This is a genomic window from Paraburkholderia sp. BR14320 (assembly GCF_040948665.1).
Taxonomy (GTDB): Bacteria; Pseudomonadota; Gammaproteobacteria; order Burkholderiales; family Burkholderiaceae; genus Paraburkholderia; species Paraburkholderia youngii.
Map to the genome: position 1 here is coordinate 72,791 of NZ_JBFPKG010000012.1, position 21,408 is coordinate 94,198.

The window sequence follows — 21,408 nt, forward strand, 5'->3', positions numbered from 1 at the left end:
CCATGAACGCGTTCATGCGGCGTCAATCTGGCCACGCCCGGCCTCTTTCCGCGCCGAATACTCTCGGGGCTGTAGCTGCTCCGTCGCATACACCAAGGATGGGCGGAACGGCAGGACGAACCACACGGCGTGCTCGCGCATGCATGATGCTGATTGGCATCCTCGCGCTGCTGCCAGCATGGGTCCGCGCGGCCGCAGCAGCGCCCTTGCCTGCCCCGCTGCAAAGCAGCGTCACCGCTATGACGGGTGCCTCTACACAGCCGCCCTCGGCGCCACAGGCCGCTTCTGCACCTTCGCCCGCCAGTCAGGCAGAACTTACGCGTTCGCTGAACACCCTGATCGTCACGCTTGAGAATGAGAAAGGGCGCGAAGCGCTTATCGCCCAGTTGAAGGGACTCCGCGACGGGACACAAGCTCCGGCACCCGTTGCGGCGTCGGCGCAGACTAATGGCGCTCTTCTCGGCGTGATCGCATCGGGCATTGCGTCGGTCGAAACGAATCTGAACGAAGGCCGGACACCGCTGCACTTCTGGGCGGCACGTTTTGCTTCGGCCGCTAGCGAACTGCGAGCCCTGGTCATGGGCGGGAGGGGCGAAACACTCGGCCAGGCTTTGCTCGGCATCGCCTCGACGCTTGCGGGGTGGGGCGCGTATGCCGCGCTGCTAGTCCACTTGCAGCGGCGCGTGCTTGCGCACTATGGCCGGGACGTCACACTAGCTGCGGATCCGAGTTTCGTGGACCTGTTGAGCTTCACGCTGCGCAAGACAGGGCCATGGATCATCGCGTTCGTAGCGGTACTGCTATTTGGGCAGAGCATGCCCGAAGCCATTGGCCGTACGCTCGGACTCGTGATCGCCTACGCGATCGTCGTGGGTATAACCTTCCGGGTGCTCTGCGTGGTCGTGATTTCGGCGTTTAGCACGGCACACCGGCGTGTCGCAGTGCGGCAGTTGCTGGCGGGCGGCCTCTTGCCGATCTTCGCGATAGGGGCATTCGGCGCGCTCGGCGACGCAATGGCCGACCCTGACGTGACGCGCATTGTCGGCCCGAATGTTGCCGGCATCGTGTCGAGCTTCGCAAACATGGCGGCGGCCGTTTTGAGCGGTTACTTCGCGCTTGCATACCGCCGCCCCGTCACGCATCTGATTCGCAATCGACCTTATTCGCGAAGACGCGACCACAAACTTGCCACCGAAGCGCTCGATATCCTCGCCTCGCTGTGGCACATCCCGATACTGCTGATTGCAGTCGCTTCGGTCGTCGCCACCATTGCTGGACGCAGCGACGAGGGCAACGTATGGCAGCCGTCGCTGCTCAGCGCGCTGTTGCTCGTGCTCACGCTGTTTGCGTCGGTGCTGCTGCCGCACCTGACGCGTCGAATGGACAGCCGCGCCGAGCGCCGCGCGCCACACCTGATGCGGCTCCTGCGCTTTGCCAGTTCGCTGCTCGTTCTCGTGATGTGGCTCGCGTACATTCGATTCGAACTGGTTCTGTGGAGTGGCCCGATTGCAAGGCTGGTCAAACGAAGTGCGATGACACCCGGTTTCAGACATGCGCTTTTTACAGTCATCGCGACCGTTTTCGGCGCATGGTTCGTCTGGATTCTCGTCGACACGGTCATTCTCGAGGTTCTAGGCCCGAGCAGTTCACGCAACAAGGCACTGGAGCCCGGCGTTCGTGCGCGTACGATGTTGCCGCTGGTGCGCAATGCAACCCTTGCGACGGTGGCAACCCTGGCCGCCATCATCGGCGCGGCCAGCCTGGGCATCAATCTGACGCCCCTGCTCGCGGGCGCAGGCGTAATCGGTCTTGCATTCGGCTTCGGGGCGAAATCGCTCGTCACTGACCTGATCACGGGGCTCTTCATCATCGTCGAGGAGACCATCTCCGTCGGCGACTGGATCGACGTCGATGGCGGCCATGCGGGCATCGTCATGGATCTGACGATCCGCACGGTCCGGTTACGCGACGGGCAGGGCGCGGTCCACACGATTCCGTTTTCGCAGATCAAGATCGTGAAGAACCTGTCCCGCGACTTCGCCAACGCGGTCTTCGAAGTAAGAGTGCCGTTCTCTGCTGACATTGATCAAGTCACGCGCATCATCGCGGAAGTGGGCACGGATTTGATCGAAGACTATCGCTTCCGCGACGAGATACTCGCGCCGATCGAGGTGTGGGGGCTCGAGCGCTTCGACACCAACTGGCTAGTGGTGAAAGGGCAGATCAAGACTCGACCGCTGCAGCAGTGGAGCATCTCCCGCGCGTTCAACGCAAGGCTCAAGCTTAAGATGAATGCGGCCGGCATCGAGATCCCATTGCCGCAAATGCAGCTTCATACGTCGTCGGAAGAGACCAACCTGTCGCTGCAAACCGACGATCTCCCCTACGGAGAGGGTCCGCAAGCGGCAAGCGCAGGCAGTGCGGCCCCGCCCCGGCCGGATAGCGCTGCCCTACCGGAACTCCACGTACTGCGGCAGCCGCCCCCTCCCGGGAAACCTGGCGGGCAGGCTGTTTCTGCATCGTCAACCGCTCCCCGTCGCGAGGGTGAGATCCGTAATTGAGGCGAGCCTGGCGATGAAGATTTCCTGTCCAACGTGACGGTGGTGAAGGGCTGGCCACCCTCCCCGCCTTGACAGTACAGTCAGCACGTACATCGATATCCGAACTGATGCCGGCAGGCGAGGAGGTCATCGCAAAGCGAACCCTGGCAGCTTTCCCCGATAAGAACTTGCTGCGTGCCTGCCTGCGCGGCACGCCCCAAGGACGTCAGTACAGATTTCATTTGCAAATCCGTTTTTGCAGCGCGCCGCGCGCCTAGACCATTTTTTTGCAACGAGGGAATTGCGAGGAAGAACGAATATTCATACAAACGGTGACTTAGCCATTTGCGTCAGGACACGTTTTGTTTTCAAACATCCACCAAGCCCTCGACGATCGTGATCTGCGCCCGGCAATGTCCATCGCGCTTCTGTTTGGCGGCCTGATACTCCGGCGAGTGATAGCAGTCGAGCGCCGTTTGCATGTCCCTGAAGCGAATCACGACGTGCCGCTCGAACGACTCGCCTTCCAGCACCTCCGACGCGCCGCCGCGCGCGAGAAACACCGCGCCGTACTTGTTGAACGCCTGCGGTGCGATGTCCGTGTAGCCCTTGTATTTCGCCGCGTCGAGCACGGTTACGTGGGCGATCCAATATGCAGCCATATCTCCTCCTTCTAAATCCGGAATGGTTTGCGCAATGCCTGCCGCTTCCTTGATGGTCTGACAAACCGCGCGCTGCGTGTTTTTGGCGTCGCTGCTCGCCGTCAAATCCCTCGCAAAAACGCCCTTCTCCCCGCCCGACGCGGCTTCCGCCGACGCCGCGGGTTAACACTCATGGCATGCCGTAACATGGTATACCACAATGCCTCACACATCCAACCCACGCAGGAAGCTGCCATGAGCCTGATTCGCAAATCCATCCTCCATGTCGAGACCGTCTTCGTCGACGGCGACAAGGTCGCCGCGAAGCCGCTGAAAATGATCGGCGCGGCCGCCGTGATCAAGAACCCGTGGGCGGGCCGCGGTTATGTGGAAGACCTGTCGCCGGAGATTCGCGCGCTCGCGCCGCAACTGAGCGAGCACCTGACCAGGCTGATCATCGACGAAGCCGGTTCCGGCGAAGCGGTCGAAGCGTTCGGCAAGAGCGCGATCGTCGGCCTTGCGGGCGAGATCGAGCACGCGTCCGCGCTGATCCACACACTGCACTTCGGCAACACGTATCGCTCGGCCGTCGGTGCGAAGTCGTATCTGGCGTTCAACAACACGCGCGGCCCCGCCAATGCGCCGCTGCTGATCCCGATGATGGACAAGAACGACGAAGGCCGCCGTTCGCACTATCTGACGCTGCAGTTTGCGATTGCGGACGCGCCGGCCGCAGACCAACTCGTGATCGCGATTGGCGCTGCTACTGGCGGCCGTCCGCATCACCGCATTGGCGATCGCTACAAAGACCTCGCAGAGCTCGGAAATGACGTCAAGAACCCTGCAGCTGTCAAATAAGCGCGTCGCGCACTATCTGGAGCAGGGCAGCGGCGAACCGCTGGTGCTGATCCACGGCGTGGGCATGCAGGCGCACGCGTGGTATCCGCAGATCGAAGCGCTGTCGCCCGAGTTCCGGGTGATCTCGGTCGATATGCCCGGCCACGGTCGAAGCGATCCGCTCGAACCGGGCGCCGGCTTGCAACAGTTCGTCGAGTGGGCAGCGAGTTTCATCGAGGCGCTGGATATGGGCCCCGTCAATCTGGCCGGTCACTCGATGGGTTCGTTGATCGCGGCGGGCGTCGCGGTCACGCGGCCCGATCTGGTCAAGCGCGTCGCCGTGTTGAACGGTGTGTATCGGCGCACCGCGCAAGCGCGCGATGCCGTGCTGCGTCGCGCGGCCGAACTGCGCTCGGGCGCCGTCGATGTGGCAACACCGTTGCAGCGCTGGTTCACGGCCGAGGAATCGCAACGGGTTGCCGCGCAACGGGTCGAGTCGTGGCTGAAGTCGGCGGACCTGTGTGGCTACGCGACCGCCTATACGGCCTTCGCGAACGGCGACGACGTATATGCCGACGGCTGGAACACAATCGCCCGCCCTGCTCTCGTGCTCACCGGTTCCGACGATCCGAACTCGACCCCGGCGATGGCCAGACAGATGGCGCAAGCCGCCCGTCACGGCCACGCGGTCGTGATCGACAACGAGCGACACATGGTGAATCTGACCGCGCCTCGCGAAGTCAATCGCGCCCTGCGTGCCTGGTTGCAGACGACGCCGCAGACGCAAGACCACGAATTGGAAGTGTGAAATGAGCCAACAGACGAGCCAGCATGTTAGTCAGGTAGCTAGCCAGGAAGCGCCGAAACTCAACACGCGCGAGCTGCGCGACGCGTTCGGCGCGTTCATGACCGGCGTGACGATCGTGACCACCGCGAGTGACGACGGCAAGCCGCTCGGCTTCACCGCCAATTCGTTTTCGTCCGTTTCGCTCGACCCCGCATTGCTGCTGGTGAGCATCGCGAAGACGTCGAGCAACTTTCAGACGTTTTCCACCAGCGGGCACTTCGCGATCAACATCCTCGCGGAAGGGCAAAAAGATCTGTCCAACATTTTCGCGCGACCGAGCGACGATCGCTTCGCCAACGTGGCCTGGCATCTGAGCCAAAACCGCAACCCGCTGATCGACGACGTCAGCGCGTGGTTCGACTGCACGACGCACGCGGTGATCGACGCGGGCGACCATGCGCTGATCGTCGGCAAGGTCGAGGCGTTCCATTCGGCCGGCTGCGCGGGTCTCGGCTACTACCGCGGCGGCTATTTCACGCCGGCCAGAGTGTCGGCCGAAGTCATCGCGGGCCCGAAGGTGATCGTCAGCGCGATCATCGCGCGCGACGACAAAGTGCTGCTCGTCAAAACAGCAGACGACAAATGGGGACTCCCGTCGAAACAGATCGGCAACGAAGGCGCCGACAAGGCACTCGCCGAGATCTTCGAGAAGTACCAGCCCGACGCATCGGCAAGCTTCATCTATTCGACCTACAACAACACCGAAACCCAATACCAGTACATCTCGTTCCTGTGCAGCGCACCGGATGAACGCGCCGCTTCGGGTCACGCTTCGGGCAAATTCATCAGCCTCGACGACATCGACACGCAAGCGTTGCAGGACAGCGCGTTGGCCAGCATGCTGCACCGCTACCGCAAGGAAAGCCAGTTGAAGAGCTACGGGTTGTACTTCGGCGACCATAGCAACGGCACAGTCCGCCCGCTTCATTCCTGAAAGGTCACATCATGCGATTTTCCCTCTTCGTTCACATGGAGCGCGTCTCCGAGCAGACCAGTCAGAAGCAGCTGTATGACGAAATGGTCGAGCTTTGCCAGATTGCCGATCGCGGCGGCATGCACGCCGTCTGGACCGGCGAGCACCACGGCATGGACTTCACGATCGCGCCGAATCCGTTCATCAATCTCGCGGACCTCGCCAACAAGACGAAGCACGTGAGGCTCGGCACCGGCACGGTGGTGGCGCCGTTCTGGCACCCGATCAAGCTGGCCGGCGAAGCCGCGATGACAGACATCATTTCGAACGGCCGGCTGGAGTTGGGCATCGCGCGCGGCGCGTATTCGTTCGAATACGAACGCCTGCATCCGGGGCTCGACGCGTGGGGCGCGGGTCAACGCATGCGCGAACTGATCCCGGCCGTGAAAAAGCTTTGGGAAGGCGATTACGCGCACGAAGGCGAATTCTGGAAATTCCCTGCCACGACGTCTTCGCCGCTGCCGCTGCAGCGCCCGCACCCGCCAATCTGGGTGGCCGCGCGCGATCCGAACAGCCACGAGTTCGCGGTGTCCAACGGTTGCAACGTGCAGGTGACGCCACTGCATCTGGGCGACGAAGAGGTCGAGAAGCTGGTTGGCCACTTCAACGCCGCGTGCAAGAAGTTCAGCAACCTGCCGCGCCCGCAGATCATGCTGCTGCGTCACACGTATGTGGCGAGCAGCGAAAACGACGCGCAGATCGCCGCCGACGAAGTGAACACGTTCTACAACTACTTCGGCGCGTGGTTCAAGAACGAGAGACCGGTAAGCCGCGGCATGATCAAGACGCTGAGCCCGGAAGAGATCGCTGCTCATCCGTTCTATACGCCCGCGGCGATGCGCAAGAACAACGTGATCGGCACGCCCGAGGAAGTGATCGCGCGCCTAAGGGCATACGAGGCACTCGGCTTCGACGAGTACTCGTTCTGGATCGACACGGGCATGAGCTTCGAGCGCAAGAAGGCATCGCTCGAACGCATGATCAACGACGTGATGCCTGCATTCCGGTAAGGGGCCGACGCCATGGATTCGCATTTTCAGCTGTATATCGACGGACAGTTCGAACCCGGCGCGGCCACGTTCGCGAGCGTGAATCCGGCCACCGGCAAAGCATGGGCGCAGATGCCCGAAGCACGCACCGAGCAGGTCAACCGCGCGGTCGAGGCGGCCAATCGCGCGCTCACCGATTCCGCGTGGGCCGGCCTCACCGCGTCGGCGCGCGGCAAGCTGCTGTACAAACTGGCCGGGCTCGTCGAACAGGCTGCGCCGCGACTCGCTGAAATTGAAACGAACGATACCGGCAAGATCATTCGCGAGACCTCCAGCCAGATCACCTACGTCGCCGAGTATTACCGCTACTACGCCGGCATCGCCGACAAGCTCGAAGGCAGCAGCATTCCCGTCGACAAGCCTGACATGCAGGTCTGGCTCGAACGGCAGCCCGTCGGCGTGGTCGCCGCGATCGTGCCGTGGAACAGCCAGTTGTTCCTGTCCGCCGTCAAGCTCGGACCGGCGCTCGCCGCCGGTTGCACGGTCGTGCTCAAGGCGTCCGAGGAAGCGCCGGGGCCGCTGCTCGAATTCGCGAAGCTGGTGCACGAAGCCGGCTTCCCGCCGGGCGTCGTCAATGTGATCACCGGCTTCGGGCCGGAATGCGGCGCGGTACTCAGCGGCCATCCGAAGGTCGACAAGGTTGCGTTCACGGGCGGCCCGGAAACTGCGCGGCACATCGTGTCGAATACATCGAACAACCTCGCGAAGGTGTCGCTCGAACTGGGCGGCAAGTCGCCCTTCATCGTGTTCGCCGATACCGATATCCAGAGCGCCGTGAACGCGCAGGTCGCGGCCATCTTCGCGGCGAGCGGCCAAAGCTGCGTGGCGGGCTCGCGGCTGCTGATCGAAGCCTCCGTGAAAGAGCGGTTTCTCGCCCTGCTGGTGGAGCGTGTATCGCGCATCCGCGTGGGTTCGCCCAACGAGATGTCGACCGAGTACGGACCGCTTTGCACCGAGAGGCAACTGCGCAACATCGAGAAGGTCGTCGCGAACTCGGTACGCCAGGGCGCCAGGGTACTCGCCGGAGGCAACGCGCTCGCGCGCGACGGCTACTACTACGCGCCGACGATTCTCGACTGCACCGGCGTAAGCAACGCCGACAGCATCACGACGGAGCTGTTCGGGCCGGTTCTTTCGGTCGATACGTTCACCACCGAGCAGGAAGCGATCGACAAGGCGAACAGCACGGCCTACGGTCTCGCCGCGGGCATTTTCACCACCAGCCTGACTCGCGCGCATCGCGTGTCGAAGCGCGTACGCTCGGGGATCGTGTGGATCAACACCTATCGCGCGGTGTCGCCGCTGGTGCCGTTCGGCGGCTTCGGCCTGTCTGGCCACGGCCGCGAAGGCGGCTTGGCCGCGGCGCTCGAATACACGACGACGAAGTCGGTATGGCTGCGCACCTCGGACGAACCGATCAGCGATCCGTTCGTGATGCGCTGAGTCCAACGCGCGGTCCATTCCCCCGCAGCACCGTTTCAAAGCCATAGAGGGCAACGCCATGTCACGTCTATCGAACGTGGCATCGCGCACGCCTGTGCGATAAAGATGGAGACACTATGAAAAGCCCGTCGAACGACAACAGCGTTCTGGCCATTGAAAGCAACTCGATCGAGTACGTCGCTCCGTCGGATCGGCACGGCAAACCGGTCGATCTTTTCACCCTGTGGTTCTGCACGAACGTCGCGCCGCTCGCGGTGATTTCCGGTGCGACTTCCGTACTCGTCTTTCACCTCGATGTGGTGAGCTCGATTCTCGCGATCGCCGCCGGCCAGTTCTTCGGCGCGGTCTTCCATGCGCTGACCTCCGCGCAAGGCCCGCTCGTCGGCGTGCCGCAGATGATTCAAAGCCGCGCGCAGTTCGGCCGTTATGGCTCGCTGCTCGTGGTCGGTTTCACCACGCTGATTTACCTCGGCTTCTTCGTCTCGAACATCATCCTCGCGGGCAAGACGCTGCACACCGCTGTCCCTGCGGTACCGGTGGCGCTTGGCACCGTGCTCGGCGCGATTCTCGCCACGCTGGTCGGCGTTATCGGCTATCACTTCATCCACCGCTTCAACAAGGTGGGCGCATGGTTCATGGGCGGCGCGCTGCTGATCGGCATGATCATGATGGCGCCTGGTCTCGACGCGCGAATTCTTCAGCAAGGCCATTTCGATCTGTCGAACTGGTTCGCGATGTTCGGACTTTGTGCCGTCTGGCAGATCAGCTTCGCTCCCTACACGTCCGACTATTCGCGCTACCTTCCGGCCACCACCGGCTTTATGAAGACCTTCGCGTTCACGTATTTCGGCACGTCGCTCGGCACGATCTTCGCGTTCCTGTTCGGCGTACTTGCGATCAGCACCAGCCACGCCACCGATGCGATGCAAGCCATCCGCACGCAAACCGGCCTGTTCGGCTACGTGCTGATCTTGCTGTTCCTGGTCAATATCATCGGCCACAACGGCATGAATCTGTATGGCGGCGTGTTGTCGTTCATTACCGCCGCGCAAACGTTCCGTCCAAACTGGGTGCCGGGCCGCAACGTTCGCATCATCGTGTCGACGGTGCTGCTGGTTTCGTCTACCGTCACTGCGTTGTGGGCTTCGAGCAACTTTATCGCGATCTTCCTGACCGCGATCTTCGCGATGCGAATCGTGCTCGCGCCATGGGTAGCGATCAATCTCGTCGACTTCTACCTGATCAGCAACCGGCGCTACCGCGTGTCGGAAATCATCAGCAGTAACGGCGGCGTGTACGGTTCGTTCAATTTCAAGGCCATCGCGATTTACATCTTCGGGATCGCGGTTCAGGTCCCGTTCATGGAGGAGAGCTTCTTCCACGGTCCGTGGGCATCGATCATGGGCGGCGCGGACGTTTCGTGGATCGTCGGACTGGTGGCGACGGCAGTGACCTACTACCTGTTTGCATCGAACGACGGCTCGCGCGCCCGCCACACTGCTCCGGCAGGTGTTCCCGCTTCCGAGTGAGCGGACCCAGCCTTCGACGCCGCCGCCCTCCCTACGAGCCCATTGCGCGTCGCCATTCCCGCGACGCGCGCCATCACATCAACGATCCCGTCACGCAGGCGAGCTTTCGGTGTTCAGCTTCGACACCGCACCCGTCTGCTCGTCGTAGCGGTAGCCTTGTTTCTCGAGGTGAGCGGTGATCGTTTCGACGATCACTTGCTGCTGGATCTCCTTGCGCAGCAATTCATGCTCCGGCTTGACCTGACTGAGTTCAGCGGAAAGCCGGCGGCTCAAGGTCGCTTCGCCTGCGCCGCGGGCAAGAACGACCACCATTTTTTCATTCGCCTGAGTCAGTTGCTGCTTCAGTGCGTTCGAGTAGTCGGACCATTTCCTGACGGTCTCCCGTGCTTCGGCAATCGCGGCGGCATGCGCTTCCGCATCGCGCGACATCTGCGCCTTCAGTGCTTCGAATTCCTGCGAGTCGACACCCGCCGACGACGCCGATTCCACGTCCTCGGCCTTCTCGCTCGCCGCCGCGCTTTCGGCCAGTTCGGCCGCGCGCTGCGGCTCCGCGTCGGCACGTTCCTGCGCTTCGGACAAGCTGGCCGACAACCGCGCGATTTCGGAGGCGTCCGCATCGCGCTCATCGCTCAGGGTGGCGATTTGCGTCTGGGCATTCTGCAATTCGAGCGCGGCGGCATCCCGTTCGGCCTGCGCGCCGGCGATCTCTTCGCGTCGAGCCGCATGCGCTTCCTGCTCGGCCTGCAGCTCCGCGCGAATCGCTTCGAGCTCGCTCTGAAGACGAGCGACCGCTTCGGCATGCTCCGCTTCCTGCGCCGCGCGCTCTGCTTCGCCTGCCGGCGTTTCGACAACCGGCTCAGCCGACTCGCTCGCCACCTCGCCTTCGCCATCGCTCCCGTCGCCCGCAATCGCTCCACGCCCGGCGGCCTGTTCCGCGCGCTCCAGTTCCGCTTCGAGGTGCGAAACGCGCTCGGCCAGCTCCTGCGCGCGCTTCTCGGCTGCGTCGGTGCGTTGCACCGCGAGCGCGATGTCCTCTTCCAGCCCGGCCACGGCATCGACCTTCTCGTCGTAGGCTCGGGTCATCTTGTCCAGCTGGACTTGCAGCGCATCCAGTTCCTGGACGGTGGTTTGCAGTTCGGCGAGCGCTTCGTCGCGCTCGTTGCTGGCGTCTTCGACACGCTGGCGCATCGCGGCGAGGCGTCGCGCCACCGAGCGTTCCGCTTCGTCCTGCGCCGACGTCCACAGCCGGTCGAGCGCTTCGCGCATGGTGTCCGTCACGGTTTCCGGCAAAGCAGGACGTTCGACGACCTGCGGCACCCGCGCGGCGCGCGTTTCGCGCCACTTGCGCAATGCCGCGGACACCGCGACCACCGAACCGCTATGGACTTCGGACCAGATGGCTACGGGGGACACCTTTTGGCCCTCGTCGGCCATCCGGTTTGCGATTTCAGCTACGAGTTCGTCCGTGATCGTAATGTTGCTTGACATGTCTGCCTCGACAAAGTGCACGTGGTGACGAATACCGTTTCGTCGTCCGGGAGGCAGCCGCGCGCTGGGACTCGCCTCGTATAGCCACCAATTGTCGGCTACCTGGCTGGCGGCCAATCGGTCGAAAAGCCGAGGTTACGGGGAGGTATTCACGGGATTGGCGCGCGGCCTTGCGGCGTCCGATCCGCGTGATACGACGAACGCACGAGCGGCCCCGCCACCACTTCGACGAACCCCATCTTCAAACCTTCATCGCGCAGCATGTCGAAAGTCGCGGGCGGCACATATCGCCGCACCGGCATGTGATACCGCGACGGCGCGAGATACTGACCGATCGTCAGCACGTCGACGTCGTGCGCGCGCAGATCGCGCATCGTCGCGAGCAATTCGCCGTCGGTCTCGCCGAGGCCGGCCATTAGCCCGGATTTGGTCAATACCGCCGGGTTCTGGCGTTTCGCGCGCGACAGCAGTTCGAGCGAGCCGCGATAGTCCGCGCCGGCCCGCGCCGCCCGATACAGCGACGGCACCGTCTCGATGTTGTGATTGAAGACGTCCGGCCACGCCCCGGACAGCGCATCGAGCGCGCGCTCGATGCGCCCGCGAAAATCCGGCGTCAGGATTTCGACGCGAATTCCCGGTACGCGCTCGCGCACGAGCTTGATACAGCGCGCGAAGTGCGCGGCGCCGCCGTCGCGCAGATCGTCGCGGTCCACCGATGTAATCACGACGTAGCGCAGCCCGAGCGCCGCGACAGCGTCGGCGAGTCGCGCGGGCTCGTCGTCGTCGAGCGCTTGCGGCCGGCCATGCGCGACGTCGCAGAACGCACAGCGCCGCGTGCAGATCCCTCCCATGATCATGAATGTCGCGGTGCGCTGCGCAAAACACTCGCCGATGTTCGGACACATCGCCTCCTCGCAGACCGAATGCAACTTGTGCTCGCGCAGCACCGCCGCCACGCCCGCGACGGTTTCGCTCATCATCGGCCGAGCATGCAGCCAGGGCGGCTTCGGCAAGACGGCCGCATGGTCCGCCGGCACGATCTTCACCGGAATGCGGGCGAGCTTGTCGCGATTGCGCTTGCCATGCTGGCCAAGCGCCGTGAAGCTGTCGGTAGGAGAAGCGGCGTCCATCGCGGTTATCCGAAGAACTCGTTGAGCAGGCGGTTCACGTCCGATGCAGCCTCCATCTGCACCATGTGCCCTTTGCCGTCGATCACGTGCACGCGCACCTGAGCGGGCAGCCCCTGCGCGTGCACGGCGGGAATGATCTGATCCTGCGCGCCCCAGATCACCAGCGTGCGCGGCGCGAGCGTGTCGAGCCGGTCGCGATAGACGCGGCTTTGCACCCCGCCTTCGAACGCGGACGCCGCAATCTTGCGCAGCGCGTCGTTCACGCCTTCGAGCCGCTTGTACTTGACGATGTCTTCGACCAGTTGCCGCGTGACCAGCGATCCGTCGGCGAACAGCTTCACCAGATGCGGCTTCAGCGTGTTGCGGCTGCTGCCCGAGACGAAGCCTTCGATGTACTCGCGGTTGATCTCGTCGCCGAGCCCCGCGCCCGCGATCAAGGCCAGCGACGCGACGCGTTCGGGCGCCTTCGCGGCAACCGTCATCGACACGGCGCCGCCCATCGAATGGCCGACCAGATGCGCGCGCTCGATGCCCCGGTCATCGAGAAACGCGATCACGCTGTCCGCCAGCTCGTCGAGGCTGCCCGTGTCGAGCGCCTTGCCCGACTCGCCATGCCCCGGCAGATCGAGCGCCCACACGGCGCGGTGCGCGGCGAGATCCGCATGGTTGAATAGCCAGTTGTTCAGATCGCCGCCGAAGCCGTGGATCAGCACCGCGGGCGTGCCGCCGTCGCCGATCTTCAGGTAACGCACGGTGCGCCCGCCGATCTGCGCTTTTTCCGGCTGCGGTCCCGCGTCCGCGGCATCCGCGGCGGCCGGCACGAAGTCGCGCTGGAACGCCTCGACGGCAGCATCGATGTCGGCGTCGGACGTCTCGGCGTCCGCGACGACGCCGAGCAACGCGCCGATCGGCAGCGTGTCGCCCTGCTGCGCGATCAGCCGGCGCAATGTGCCGTCGAAAGCGCACTCGACGCCCGACGAAATCTTGTCGGTCTCGACGTCGAGTATCTCGTCGCCCTTCGCGACCTTTTCGCCGACCTCCTTCAGCCAGCCGTTGACCTGCCCCTGCTCCATCGACAGCCCCCACTTGGGCATCGTGATCATGTGAATCGGCATTGCTCAGCTCCTTACTTTCCGCACGGCCGCGGCGATGTTTTCCGCCGACGGGATATACAGGTCTTCGAGCACGCCTGCGAAAGGCGCGGGCGTATGCGGCGCGGTCACGAGTTCGATCGGCGCCTTCAGCGAATGGAACGCGCGCTGCGCGACCAGCGCGGCGATATCGGTCGCAATCGAGCAGCGCGGATTCGACTCGTCGACCACGACGACGCGCCCGGTACGCTCGGCGCTTTCCAATATCGTTTCCTCGTCGAGCGGCGAGGTCGTGCGCAAATCGATCACCTCGGCCTGGATGCCCTCTTTCGCGAGCTTTTCTGCGGCATCGGTCGCGTGATGAACCATCCGGCCATAGGTGACGATCGTCGCGTCGTCGCCTTCCCGTACCACGTTCGCTTCGCCGAACGGAATCGCATACGACTCTTCCGGCACGTCGCCCTCGCGGCCATACAGCAGTTTGTGCTCGCAGAAGATGACCGGGTCGTTGTCGCGGATCGCCTGGATCAGCAGGCCCTTCGCGTCGTACGGCGTCGACGGGCACACCACTTTCAGGCCGGGTACGTGGGTGAACAACGATGTCAGCATCTGCGAGTGCTGCGCGGCCGCGCGCAGGCCCGCGCCCTGCATCGTGCGAATCACGACCGGCGTCACTGCCTTGCCGCCGAACATGTAGCGAAACTTGGCGGCCTGATTGAAGATCTGGTCGAAGCACACGCCCATGAAATCGATGAACATCAGCTCGGCCACCGGACGCATCCCGCATGCGGCCGCACCGACCGCCGCGCCGATGAAGCCGCCTTCGGATAGCGGCGTGTCGAGCACGCGCCCCGGATACTTGTGAAAGAGCCCTTTCGTCACACCGAGCACACCGCCCCACGCATCCTGCTCGCCTGGGGACCCGGCGCCGCCTGCGTTGTCCTCGCCCATCACGATGACGGTTTCGTCGCGCGCCATCTCCTGGCTCAGCGCTTCGTTGATTGCCTGAGAAAACGTGATCTTCCGTGCCATGACTGTCTCCTGATTGAATGGTTCGCGCTGTGGATTACGGATAGGACACGTAGACGTCGGTCAGCAGGTCAGCGGCGGTCGGCAGAGGCGCGGCCTTCGCTTCCGTCACCGCGCCGTCGATCAACTGCTTCACCTCGGCATCGACGCCGCGCAATTCGTCGGCGCTGAGCATTTCGGCGCGAACCACGCGCTCCTCGAAGCGCTTCAGGCAGTCTTTTTCGTCGCGCAGCTTCTGCACCTCACCAGGTGCGCGATAGGTTTGCGCATCGCCTTCGAAGTGACCGAAATAGCGGGACAGCTTGACTTCGACGAGCGTCGGGCCACCGCCGCCGCGCGCCCGCTCGATCGCGGCGCCGAGCGCCTCGTGCACCGCGAAGAAATCGAAGCCGTCGACGATCACGCCGGGCATTCCAAAGCCGCTCGCGCGGTCGGCGATGTTGTCGGCCGCGACCGACCACGTCGACGAGGTTGCCTCCGCATAGCCGTTGTTCTCCGCGACGAAAATCGCCGGCAGGCGCCAGACGGACGCCAGATTCATCGATTCGAAGATCACGCCCTGGTTCGACGCACCGTCGCCAAAGAAGCACACGCCGACGCCGCCGGTCTTCTTTAGCTTCGCGGCGAGCGCGGCGCCGCACACGAGCGGACCGCCCGCGCCGACGATCCCGTTCGCGCCGAGCATCCCTTTCGACAGATCGGCGATATGCATCGAGCCGCCTTTGCCACGGCACACGCCAGTGCTGCGGCCGTAGATTTCCGCCATCATGCCGCGCACGTCGACGCCCTTCGCGATGCAGTGGCCATGACCGCGGTGGGTGGTCGCAACGTAATCCGCGTCGTTCAGATGCATCATCGTGCCGACCGCCGACGCCTCCTCGCCGGCATACAGATGCACGAAGCCGGGTATCTCGCCGGTCGCGAATTCGACGTGCAGACGCTCCTCGAACTCGCGGATCGTGCGCATCATCCGGTACGCTTCCAGCAGCTTTTCCTTGCTCAACTGCGTCGAAACAGACATGGTGTGTCTCCTTGGAATGATCTCGATGGTCACTGCTACTTCAGCCGGCTTTGCTTCCAGCGTTCGCTTCCTCCTTTGATTACCTCCGACGCGCCGCTGCTTCGCGCATCAACTGCCGCGACGCGCAAAAGCGCAGCGTGCGGCCGACATCGACCGTGAGCGGTCCCGCCCAGTCGAGCGCGATCTCGTAGCGGTCGTCGCGTTCGAGCTCGATCTCGCGCTCGCCGTCGAAGGCGAGCGTTCCTCGTTCGGTATGCAGCGGCGTCCAGCAGCCCGCTTCGAAGCGCTCGCAGGTGCGCATCGTCACCTGGTCGACACGGCCCGGTGCGAGCGGCGCGAAGATCGGCACGCCGGATTCGCCCGCGCGCGCGAACGTCAGATGCAGCCCGTACGGCGCGCCGCGCTCGACCGGCGCCCACGCGCCGCCGATCGACGACAGGCCGATGCCATCCGGCGCCGCGAACGTCAGAAACAGCGCTTCGAGATCCGCCGGCTCGCAGACTGCCCGCGCACCGACGAAACGCTGCCGGCTCACGCACACATCGACCAGCGCGATTTCCTCGCGTCCCTTGTTCGGGCCCGCGACACAGCGGACCACGAGACGCTTGTTGCGCGTCAGCGCGACCTCGGGCGGCACGAGCCCGGAAGCGGCGAGCGCGCCCGCGAGGCCCGCCACCGTCGCTTCGCGCATTTCTGGAAATGCGTTGTTGGTGCCCGTCGATAGCGTGAGCAGCGGCACGTCGCCGCAATGCGCGGCCACCGCGCGATGCGTGCCGTCGCCGCCGAGCACCGCGATCAGATCGACACCCGAGCCGACCATTCGCGCGACACCCGCGTGGGTGTCCGCCGCGCTGTCCGTGATCGGCAGTTCGAGGAATTCGACCTTCGGCCAGGGCTGCGGCTCGGCCACGGCCGCATGGGTTTCGAGCGCACGCAGCACCAGGGCGGCGACACCGGTGCGGTCGCGCAAGGTCAGCACGCGAGCGACACCGAGCATGCCGAGGCCCGCGAGCAGGCGCACGACCATGTTCGCTTTCTCGGCGGTCGGAAACACCGAAGCGTGGGTGGTGAGGCGTCGAATATCACGGCCCGATGCCGGGTTCGCGATCACGCCGACGGTGATGGGGGATAACACTGGCTTGTCTCCTGTGCGCGAGTTGCGAAGCGGACTTGCTGGGTGAAGCGCGCTCGCTTTTGCGCTTGCTGTCGCGTTTGCTTTCGTCTGCCAGCGACACTGCAAAGGTCGGGCCAGTTGCTTGCGTGCCGTGCGCACGCGCCGGAAGCGCCGTGTTCAAAAGGCAGACGCGGAGAATCGGCGCTTGCGGCCGCTTTCATCAGACCTGCGCCGCGCAGTTCACTGTGTCTCACGAGCGCGCTTCGCGACGCGGAGCAAGGCTCGACGCACGTCGCGGCGCTTGCGCGGCACCGCGCCAGACAAGGGTTTGCGCGATGCGACCAGCGTCTCGCCAGCCTCTGAGACGTTCGTCTCACGCGGCTCGAGTGCTGCGCCGCAATGTGATTGCCCGTTCCGGATGTGCTACAAGACAGGGACTCGCCCTACTCGGTGTCGCTCGCCTGGAGCCGGCCATGCCTATGTTTCTCAAACGCAGCACGTCGATCGCGTACGCGGGGCCATCGAAGGACGCTTGCCCGCGCCAGCGAATTCGCCGCGCCTCGTGTCGTCGTGGCAACGCTCGTACGAGCAGTACCGGCTCGACCCCAGCTCCGCGATCGGCCCGCGCGTGCTGTCGTCCGCCGAGCTGCGTGAAGTCCAGGGCAAGGAGGAAGCCTTTCTGCGCGCGTCGGGCCAGTGCCTGACGCGGTTGCACGAAATGATTCGCGTCGCCGACTATTGCGTGATGCTGTCCGACGCGCACGGCGTCACGATCGACTATCGGATCGACCGCGACCGGCGCAACGATTTCAAGCATGCGGGGCTGCATATCGGCTCATGCTGGTCCGAGCGCGAAGAAGGCACCTGTGGCATCGCGAATGTGCTCACCGATCTCGCGCCGATCACGGTGCACAAGACCGATCACTTCCGCGCCGCTTTCACGACGCTCACGTGCAGCGCTTCACCGATCTTCGCGCCGACCGGCGAATTGATCGGCGTGCTCGACGCCTCGGCGATCCGATCGCCCGACAACCGCGACAGCCAGGGGCTGGTGTTTCAGCTGGTGCGGCAAAGCGCGAGTTTGATCGAGGACGGCTACTTCCTGAACCAGACCGCGCAGCACTGGGTGCTGTTCGGCCATCAAAGCCGCCATTTCGTCGAAGCGCAACCCGAAGCGCTGATCGCATTCGACGAATGCGGCAACATCGCCGCCGCCAACCGCAAGGCGCATGAGAGCATCGCGGGCCTCGACGGTCCGCGCCACATCGACGAGATATTCGACACGTCCGAGGTCCGTCTGCACGACGTCGCGCGCACCGACATGATCGTGGCGCTGCGGCTGCGCTCGACCGGCGCGATGCTGTATGCACGCATTCGCGCGCCGATGAGACGCGCGGCTCGCCCGCTCGTCACGACGCGGCCGGGCGATCTGCACGCCGATAGCAGCATCGGCGCAATGAGCCGCTTTCTGCACAGCTCGGACGAACGAGTCGCGCGCAACGCTGAAGTCGCCTTGCGGATCGCCGGCAAGCGGCTGCCGGTTCTGCTGCTCGGCGAAACCGGAGTCGGCAAGGAGGTGTTCGCGCACGCGGTGCACGACTCGGGTTCGCGGCGCACGCGGCCGTTCGTCGCGGTGAATTGCGGCGCGATTCCGGAGCCGCTGATCGAGAGCGAGCTATTCGGTTATGCGCCTGGCGCGTTCACCGGCGCGCGCAGTCGCGGCGCGCGCGGCAAGATCGCGCTCGCGCATGGCGGCACGCTGTTTCTCGATGAGATCGGCGACATGCCGCTCGGCCTGCAAACACGCCTGCTGCGCGTGCTCGCCGAGGGCGAAGTGGTGCCGCTTGGCGGCGACACGCCGGTGCGCGTCGATATCGACGTGATCTGCGCGACGCACCGCGATCTGATGCAGATGGTCGATGCCGGATCGTTCCGCGAAGATCTTTACTATCGCCTGAGCGGCGCGACGCTGCGGATACCGCCGCTGCGCGAGCGCACCGACATCCGCGATGTGATCGATACGGTGTTCAACGAGGAAGCTCAGGCGGCCAGCCACGTGCTGATGCTCGATCCGCAATTCGCCGAGCGTCTTGCCGCTTTCTCGTGGCCCGGCAATATCCGGCAGTTGCGCAACGTGTTGCGCTATGCGTGCGCGGTCTGCGATTCGGCTCGCGTCGAATTGCGGCACGTGTCGCCGGAGTTCGCCGCGCAACTCGCGCCCGCTGCGACACCGGCTCTCGCGGCGGACTCCACGTCGCCAGCGAGCGCCGACGACGAGCGGGCACGCATCGTCGCGGCGCTCACGCGTTGCCAGTGGCGGCCTAACGCCGCCGCGCAGGCGTTGGGCATATCGCGCGCGACGCTGTACCGGCGCATTGCGCGGCTGGGCATCGTCGGGCCGCATCGCGCATAGGCGGCATCACAGCGGCACTTTGCACGCACGGCCTCGAATTCGAAGGCTTGAGTTCGGAGCAGGAACTCGCAGCGAGACGCGCTCTCTTACTGGGCTGCGCACGCGGCTCGGCAGTGCTGTCGATCTACCGGTAGCGAAAGGCGGCGGCCAGCCAGGTCCGCCGTTGCCCACACCTCGCCCGATTCCCACGCCCTCACCCAGCGAGTGAAATCTTTCCGCAGTTCATCCATTGCGAGCGAAAAGATTTTATTTCCGCACCACCCTGCTCCCACGCACAACTTGTGCCGACAGACAGCCACGACTTGCCGGACTCAGTGATCGGTCGCAGCAACGAAAGACCATCCACTACCGCACATCAAATGTCCTGAACGGCTCACGCGACGCACTCGCGACCCGCAGGACTCCCCATCTCACTCCAGATTTTCTCGTGGGCCGCCTCGCGGCAGCCCGCGCTATTGTCATGATTGGACGACGTCAATTTCTTGGCTGTCTTACTGCGTTCGGCGGAAGCGTCGTATTGAGCGCGTGCGGCGGCGGTGGTGGTAGTAGTGGTACGCAGGATACCGGCGGTTCTCCCACGGGCAATTCCGCCAGTCCGTCGGGCACGGCGGCAGCACCCTCCACCGGCACGGCAACCTCCGGCATCGCGGCCTCGACGGGCACGACCGGCACCATCAGCTCGAGTATTGCGCCGTTGACAGGTAGCGCGACCACCGTGGCGAACGGCTCGTCGCCGGCGCCATCGAATGGAACGGGACCCGCCGATACGTCCGGCTCGACCTCGGGCGACAGCTCTGGCTCTGCATCAGACCCGAACTTGGGGTCGCCCGGCAACGCTTCGAACGCTTCGCCGCAGAACACGACGATCCCGCCGGCGACGGTAATCATCGACAGTCAGAACGCGTCGTGGACCCTGGTCGGCGGGTCTGTCTACCGGAACGGCGTCGCGGCGGGCAACACCTACAACGTCTCGTTGATCCTCTGGTACGGGAATGCGATCTATCACGTGGGAACCGGCGGTCAGTTTTACGGATGGAATGGAACGACATGGCGCGCGTGCAACGACCCGCGTTTGGGCGGCACCTCGGCCGACGGCGCGATGATCCCGCCCGCGACGTATCTGATCGACAAGGCCGGCTCGATATGGACCGTCGTGAACGGCGTCGTGTACCGCAACCGCAGTGCCGTCGGCACGATGTCGAATGCAGCGCTGCTGCTGTGGTACGGCGGCAAGTTCTGGGCACAATCGACCGGCGGTCAGTTCTATGTATGCGGCGATGCCGATCAATGGTTGCCATGCAACGATCCGCGCATCGCGACAGCGGCACCGGCCGGCTCGTTTCACGGTATCAACGGACATTACGACTACCTGTATTCGACCTCAGATATCGTATCGATCATGCAAGCCCTCGGCTGCTCGACGTACCGGCTCAGCTGTACGGACTACGCACCGCAACTCGCCAAGGTCCTGGCGTTGGCGCAAGCATTCCAGCCGGCGGGCTTGAAGCTTTTCGTGCTGGTCGACGTCGGCATCTACGACGGTAACGGCAACCTGTTCACGAGTGAATCGGCGGCCTATACGCGCGGCTTCAATTGCGCGGTGACGGTCGCGTCGGCATTGCAACCCCACGGCGTGACCATGTATGAATGCGGCAACGAACTGACGCGCGCGAACGGGATCATTCTCGACTCCACCAGCGCGGGAACGAGCCTGGCCGACTTCAACAACGCGAGCTGGCCGCTGATGCGCGGTGCGATGCGCGGCATGATCGACGGAGTGAAGTCGGTGCAGGCGGACGCTAAGTGCGGCGTCAACTTCTGTGTTGCCGATACCGGCGCATCCGACGCTCTGTGGGATGGCAAGCAGCCCGATGGCACGAGCGGCCATCCGACCGTGAGATGGGACCTGACTACGTGGCACAACTACGAGGTGTACGGCGACATCTTCGACATCGGCACCGACGGGTCCGGCCCGGGCTTCGATTTGCCCACCTATTGCAAGGCCCGCTATGGCGTCCCCTTCATGATCTCGGAATGGAACACTGGGCCCGAGAAGAGCGAGGCATACCGGGCCAACTACATCAGCTCGCGTCTGCTCAGTTACTATCAGGCGAGAAAGACGAAGAACATCCAATCGGCGATGTATTACGAGCTCGATAGCGGGGACTCCACTTACGGCCTGATGATCAACGGCACGGCGCTTCCGCTTCCGTATAACGCGTTCGCGAGCTTTGTCGCGAGCCATGTCGATAGCTGAGCGTAT

General features: G+C 64.1%; 17 protein-coding genes. 9 read left to right on the top strand and 8 right to left on the bottom strand.

The window, feature by feature from the left end:
* Positions 1–143 precede the first annotated feature (143 nt).
* Positions 144–2,561, top strand: coding sequence for a mechanosensitive ion channel family protein (locus AB3X89_RS14300; protein WP_368583869.1), 2,418 nt, complete (start codon positions 144–146; stop codon positions 2,559–2,561).
* Between the two features lie 347 nt (positions 2,562–2,908).
* Here AB3X89_RS14300 and AB3X89_RS14305 read toward each other — a convergent pair whose 3' ends face one another.
* Complete coding sequence (locus tag AB3X89_RS14305) at positions 2,909–3,202, bottom strand: DUF1330 domain-containing protein (protein ID WP_368583870.1); 294 nt, start codon at positions 3,200–3,202, stop codon at positions 2,909–2,911.
* A gap of 234 nt (positions 3,203–3,436) precedes the next feature.
* Between AB3X89_RS14305 and AB3X89_RS14310 the strand changes: the two genes are divergently transcribed.
* The 6 genes from AB3X89_RS14310 (at position 3,437) to AB3X89_RS14335 (ending at position 9,859) form a co-directional block, all read left to right on the top strand.
* Positions 3,437–4,039: an amino acid synthesis family protein gene (locus tag AB3X89_RS14310; RefSeq protein WP_368583871.1), complete on the top strand. Its 603-nt coding sequence runs from the start codon at positions 3,437–3,439 to the stop codon at positions 4,037–4,039.
* Entirely contained in the window at positions 4,008–4,826 is an 819-nt protein-coding gene (locus AB3X89_RS14315; RefSeq protein ID WP_368583872.1) for an alpha/beta fold hydrolase, read from the top strand. The genes AB3X89_RS14310 and AB3X89_RS14315 overlap by 32 nt, the downstream gene beginning before the upstream one ends.
* 1 nt (position 4,827) lies before the next feature.
* Positions 4,828–5,799 (top strand): flavin reductase, encoded by a 972-nt coding sequence (locus AB3X89_RS14320; protein WP_368583874.1) that lies wholly within the window; start codon positions 4,828–4,830, stop codon positions 5,797–5,799.
* Positions 5,800–5,810: 11 nt separating this feature from the next.
* Positions 5,811–6,848 carry an LLM class flavin-dependent oxidoreductase gene (locus AB3X89_RS14325; RefSeq protein WP_368583875.1) on the top strand — a complete coding sequence of 346 codons (1,038 nt, stop codon included), beginning with the start codon at positions 5,811–5,813 and terminating at the stop codon, positions 6,846–6,848.
* A gap of 12 nt (positions 6,849–6,860) precedes the next feature.
* Positions 6,861–8,330 carry an aldehyde dehydrogenase gene (locus AB3X89_RS14330; RefSeq protein ID WP_368583876.1) on the top strand — a complete coding sequence of 490 codons (1,470 nt, stop codon included), beginning with the start codon at positions 6,861–6,863 and terminating at the stop codon, positions 8,328–8,330.
* Between the two features lie 116 nt (positions 8,331–8,446).
* On the top strand, positions 8,447–9,859 hold the full coding sequence (locus tag AB3X89_RS14335) for a cytosine permease (protein WP_368583877.1): 1,413 nt from the start codon (positions 8,447–8,449) through the stop codon (positions 9,857–9,859).
* Positions 9,860–9,949: 90 nt separating this feature from the next.
* Here the strand turns inward: AB3X89_RS14335 and AB3X89_RS14340 are convergent, their stop codons facing one another.
* The 6 genes from AB3X89_RS14340 to AB3X89_RS14365 form a co-directional block, all read right to left on the bottom strand.
* Positions 9,950–11,347, bottom strand: coding sequence for a DNA-binding protein (locus AB3X89_RS14340; RefSeq protein WP_368583878.1), 1,398 nt, complete (start codon positions 11,345–11,347; stop codon positions 9,950–9,952).
* 149 nt (positions 11,348–11,496) lie between these two features.
* The gene (gene lipA, locus AB3X89_RS14345) at positions 11,497–12,477 is read right to left on the bottom strand and encodes a lipoyl synthase (protein WP_368583879.1); all 981 of its coding nucleotides are present in this window, start codon (positions 12,475–12,477) and stop codon (positions 11,497–11,499) included.
* Between the two features lie 5 nt (positions 12,478–12,482).
* Complete coding sequence (locus AB3X89_RS14350; RefSeq protein ID WP_368583880.1) at positions 12,483–13,592, bottom strand: acetoin dehydrogenase dihydrolipoyllysine-residue acetyltransferase subunit; 1,110 nt, start codon at positions 13,590–13,592, stop codon at positions 12,483–12,485.
* Between the two features lie 3 nt (positions 13,593–13,595).
* Complete coding sequence (locus AB3X89_RS14355; protein WP_368583881.1) at positions 13,596–14,600, bottom strand: alpha-ketoacid dehydrogenase subunit beta; 1,005 nt, start codon at positions 14,598–14,600, stop codon at positions 13,596–13,598.
* A gap of 34 nt (positions 14,601–14,634) precedes the next feature.
* Complete coding sequence (locus AB3X89_RS14360; RefSeq protein WP_013094295.1) at positions 14,635–15,618, bottom strand: thiamine pyrophosphate-dependent dehydrogenase E1 component subunit alpha; 984 nt, start codon at positions 15,616–15,618, stop codon at positions 14,635–14,637.
* 79 nt (positions 15,619–15,697) lie between these two features.
* On the bottom strand, positions 15,698–16,753 hold the full coding sequence (locus AB3X89_RS14365; protein ID WP_368583882.1) for an ATP-NAD kinase family protein: 1,056 nt from the start codon (positions 16,751–16,753) through the stop codon (positions 15,698–15,700).
* A 397-nt stretch (positions 16,754–17,150) separates the two neighbouring features.
* Here AB3X89_RS14365 and AB3X89_RS14370 point away from each other — a divergent pair, with 397 nt between their 5' ends.
* Positions 17,151–19,145, top strand: a complete 1,995-nt coding sequence (locus AB3X89_RS14370) for a sigma-54-dependent Fis family transcriptional regulator (RefSeq protein ID WP_368583883.1) — start codon at positions 17,151–17,153, stop codon at positions 19,143–19,145.
* A gap of 474 nt (positions 19,146–19,619) precedes the next feature.
* On the opposite strand, the gene AB3X89_RS14375 is transcribed toward AB3X89_RS14370, so the two are convergent.
* Positions 19,620–19,979 carry a hypothetical protein gene (locus AB3X89_RS14375; protein ID WP_368583884.1) on the bottom strand — a complete coding sequence of 120 codons (360 nt, stop codon included), beginning with the start codon at positions 19,977–19,979 and terminating at the stop codon, positions 19,620–19,622.
* Here AB3X89_RS14375 and AB3X89_RS14380 point away from each other — a divergent pair.
* Positions 19,861–21,402, top strand: coding sequence for a hypothetical protein (locus AB3X89_RS14380; RefSeq protein ID WP_368583885.1), 1,542 nt, complete (start codon positions 19,861–19,863; stop codon positions 21,400–21,402). The genes AB3X89_RS14375 and AB3X89_RS14380 overlap by 119 nt on opposite strands.
* The last annotated feature ends 6 nt before the right edge of the window (positions 21,403–21,408 follow it).

What these genes read in the sequence shown, in the direction of transcription:
- AB3X89_RS14300 (WP_368583869.1), top strand. Translation starts at nt 144, where the DNA reads ATGATGCTGATTGGCATCCTCGCGCTGCTGCCAGCATGGGTCCGCGCG.
- AB3X89_RS14305 (WP_368583870.1), bottom strand. Translation starts at nt 3,202, where the DNA reads ATGGCTGCATATTGGATCGCCCACGTAACCGTGCTCGACGCGGCGAAA.
- AB3X89_RS14310 (WP_368583871.1), top strand. Translation starts at nt 3,437, where the DNA reads ATGAGCCTGATTCGCAAATCCATCCTCCATGTCGAGACCGTCTTCGTC.
- AB3X89_RS14315 (WP_368583872.1), top strand. Translation starts at nt 4,008, where the DNA reads ATGACGTCAAGAACCCTGCAGCTGTCAAATAAGCGCGTCGCGCACTAT.
- AB3X89_RS14320 (WP_368583874.1), top strand. Translation starts at nt 4,828, where the DNA reads ATGAGCCAACAGACGAGCCAGCATGTTAGTCAGGTAGCTAGCCAGGAA.
- AB3X89_RS14325 (WP_368583875.1), top strand. Translation starts at nt 5,811, where the DNA reads ATGCGATTTTCCCTCTTCGTTCACATGGAGCGCGTCTCCGAGCAGACC.
- AB3X89_RS14330 (WP_368583876.1), top strand. Translation starts at nt 6,861, where the DNA reads ATGGATTCGCATTTTCAGCTGTATATCGACGGACAGTTCGAACCCGGC.
- AB3X89_RS14335 (WP_368583877.1), top strand. Translation starts at nt 8,447, where the DNA reads ATGAAAAGCCCGTCGAACGACAACAGCGTTCTGGCCATTGAAAGCAAC.
- AB3X89_RS14340 (WP_368583878.1), bottom strand. Translation starts at nt 11,347, where the DNA reads ATGTCAAGCAACATTACGATCACGGACGAACTCGTAGCTGAAATCGCA.
- lipA (WP_368583879.1), bottom strand. Translation starts at nt 12,477, where the DNA reads ATGGACGCCGCTTCTCCTACCGACAGCTTCACGGCGCTTGGCCAGCAT.
- AB3X89_RS14350 (WP_368583880.1), bottom strand. Translation starts at nt 13,592, where the DNA reads ATGCCGATTCACATGATCACGATGCCCAAGTGGGGGCTGTCGATGGAG.
- AB3X89_RS14355 (WP_368583881.1), bottom strand. Translation starts at nt 14,600, where the DNA reads ATGGCACGGAAGATCACGTTTTCTCAGGCAATCAACGAAGCGCTGAGC.
- AB3X89_RS14360 (WP_013094295.1), bottom strand. Translation starts at nt 15,618, where the DNA reads ATGTCTGTTTCGACGCAGTTGAGCAAGGAAAAGCTGCTGGAAGCGTAC.
- AB3X89_RS14370 (WP_368583883.1), top strand. Translation starts at nt 17,151, where the DNA reads ATGTGCTACAAGACAGGGACTCGCCCTACTCGGTGTCGCTCGCCTGGA.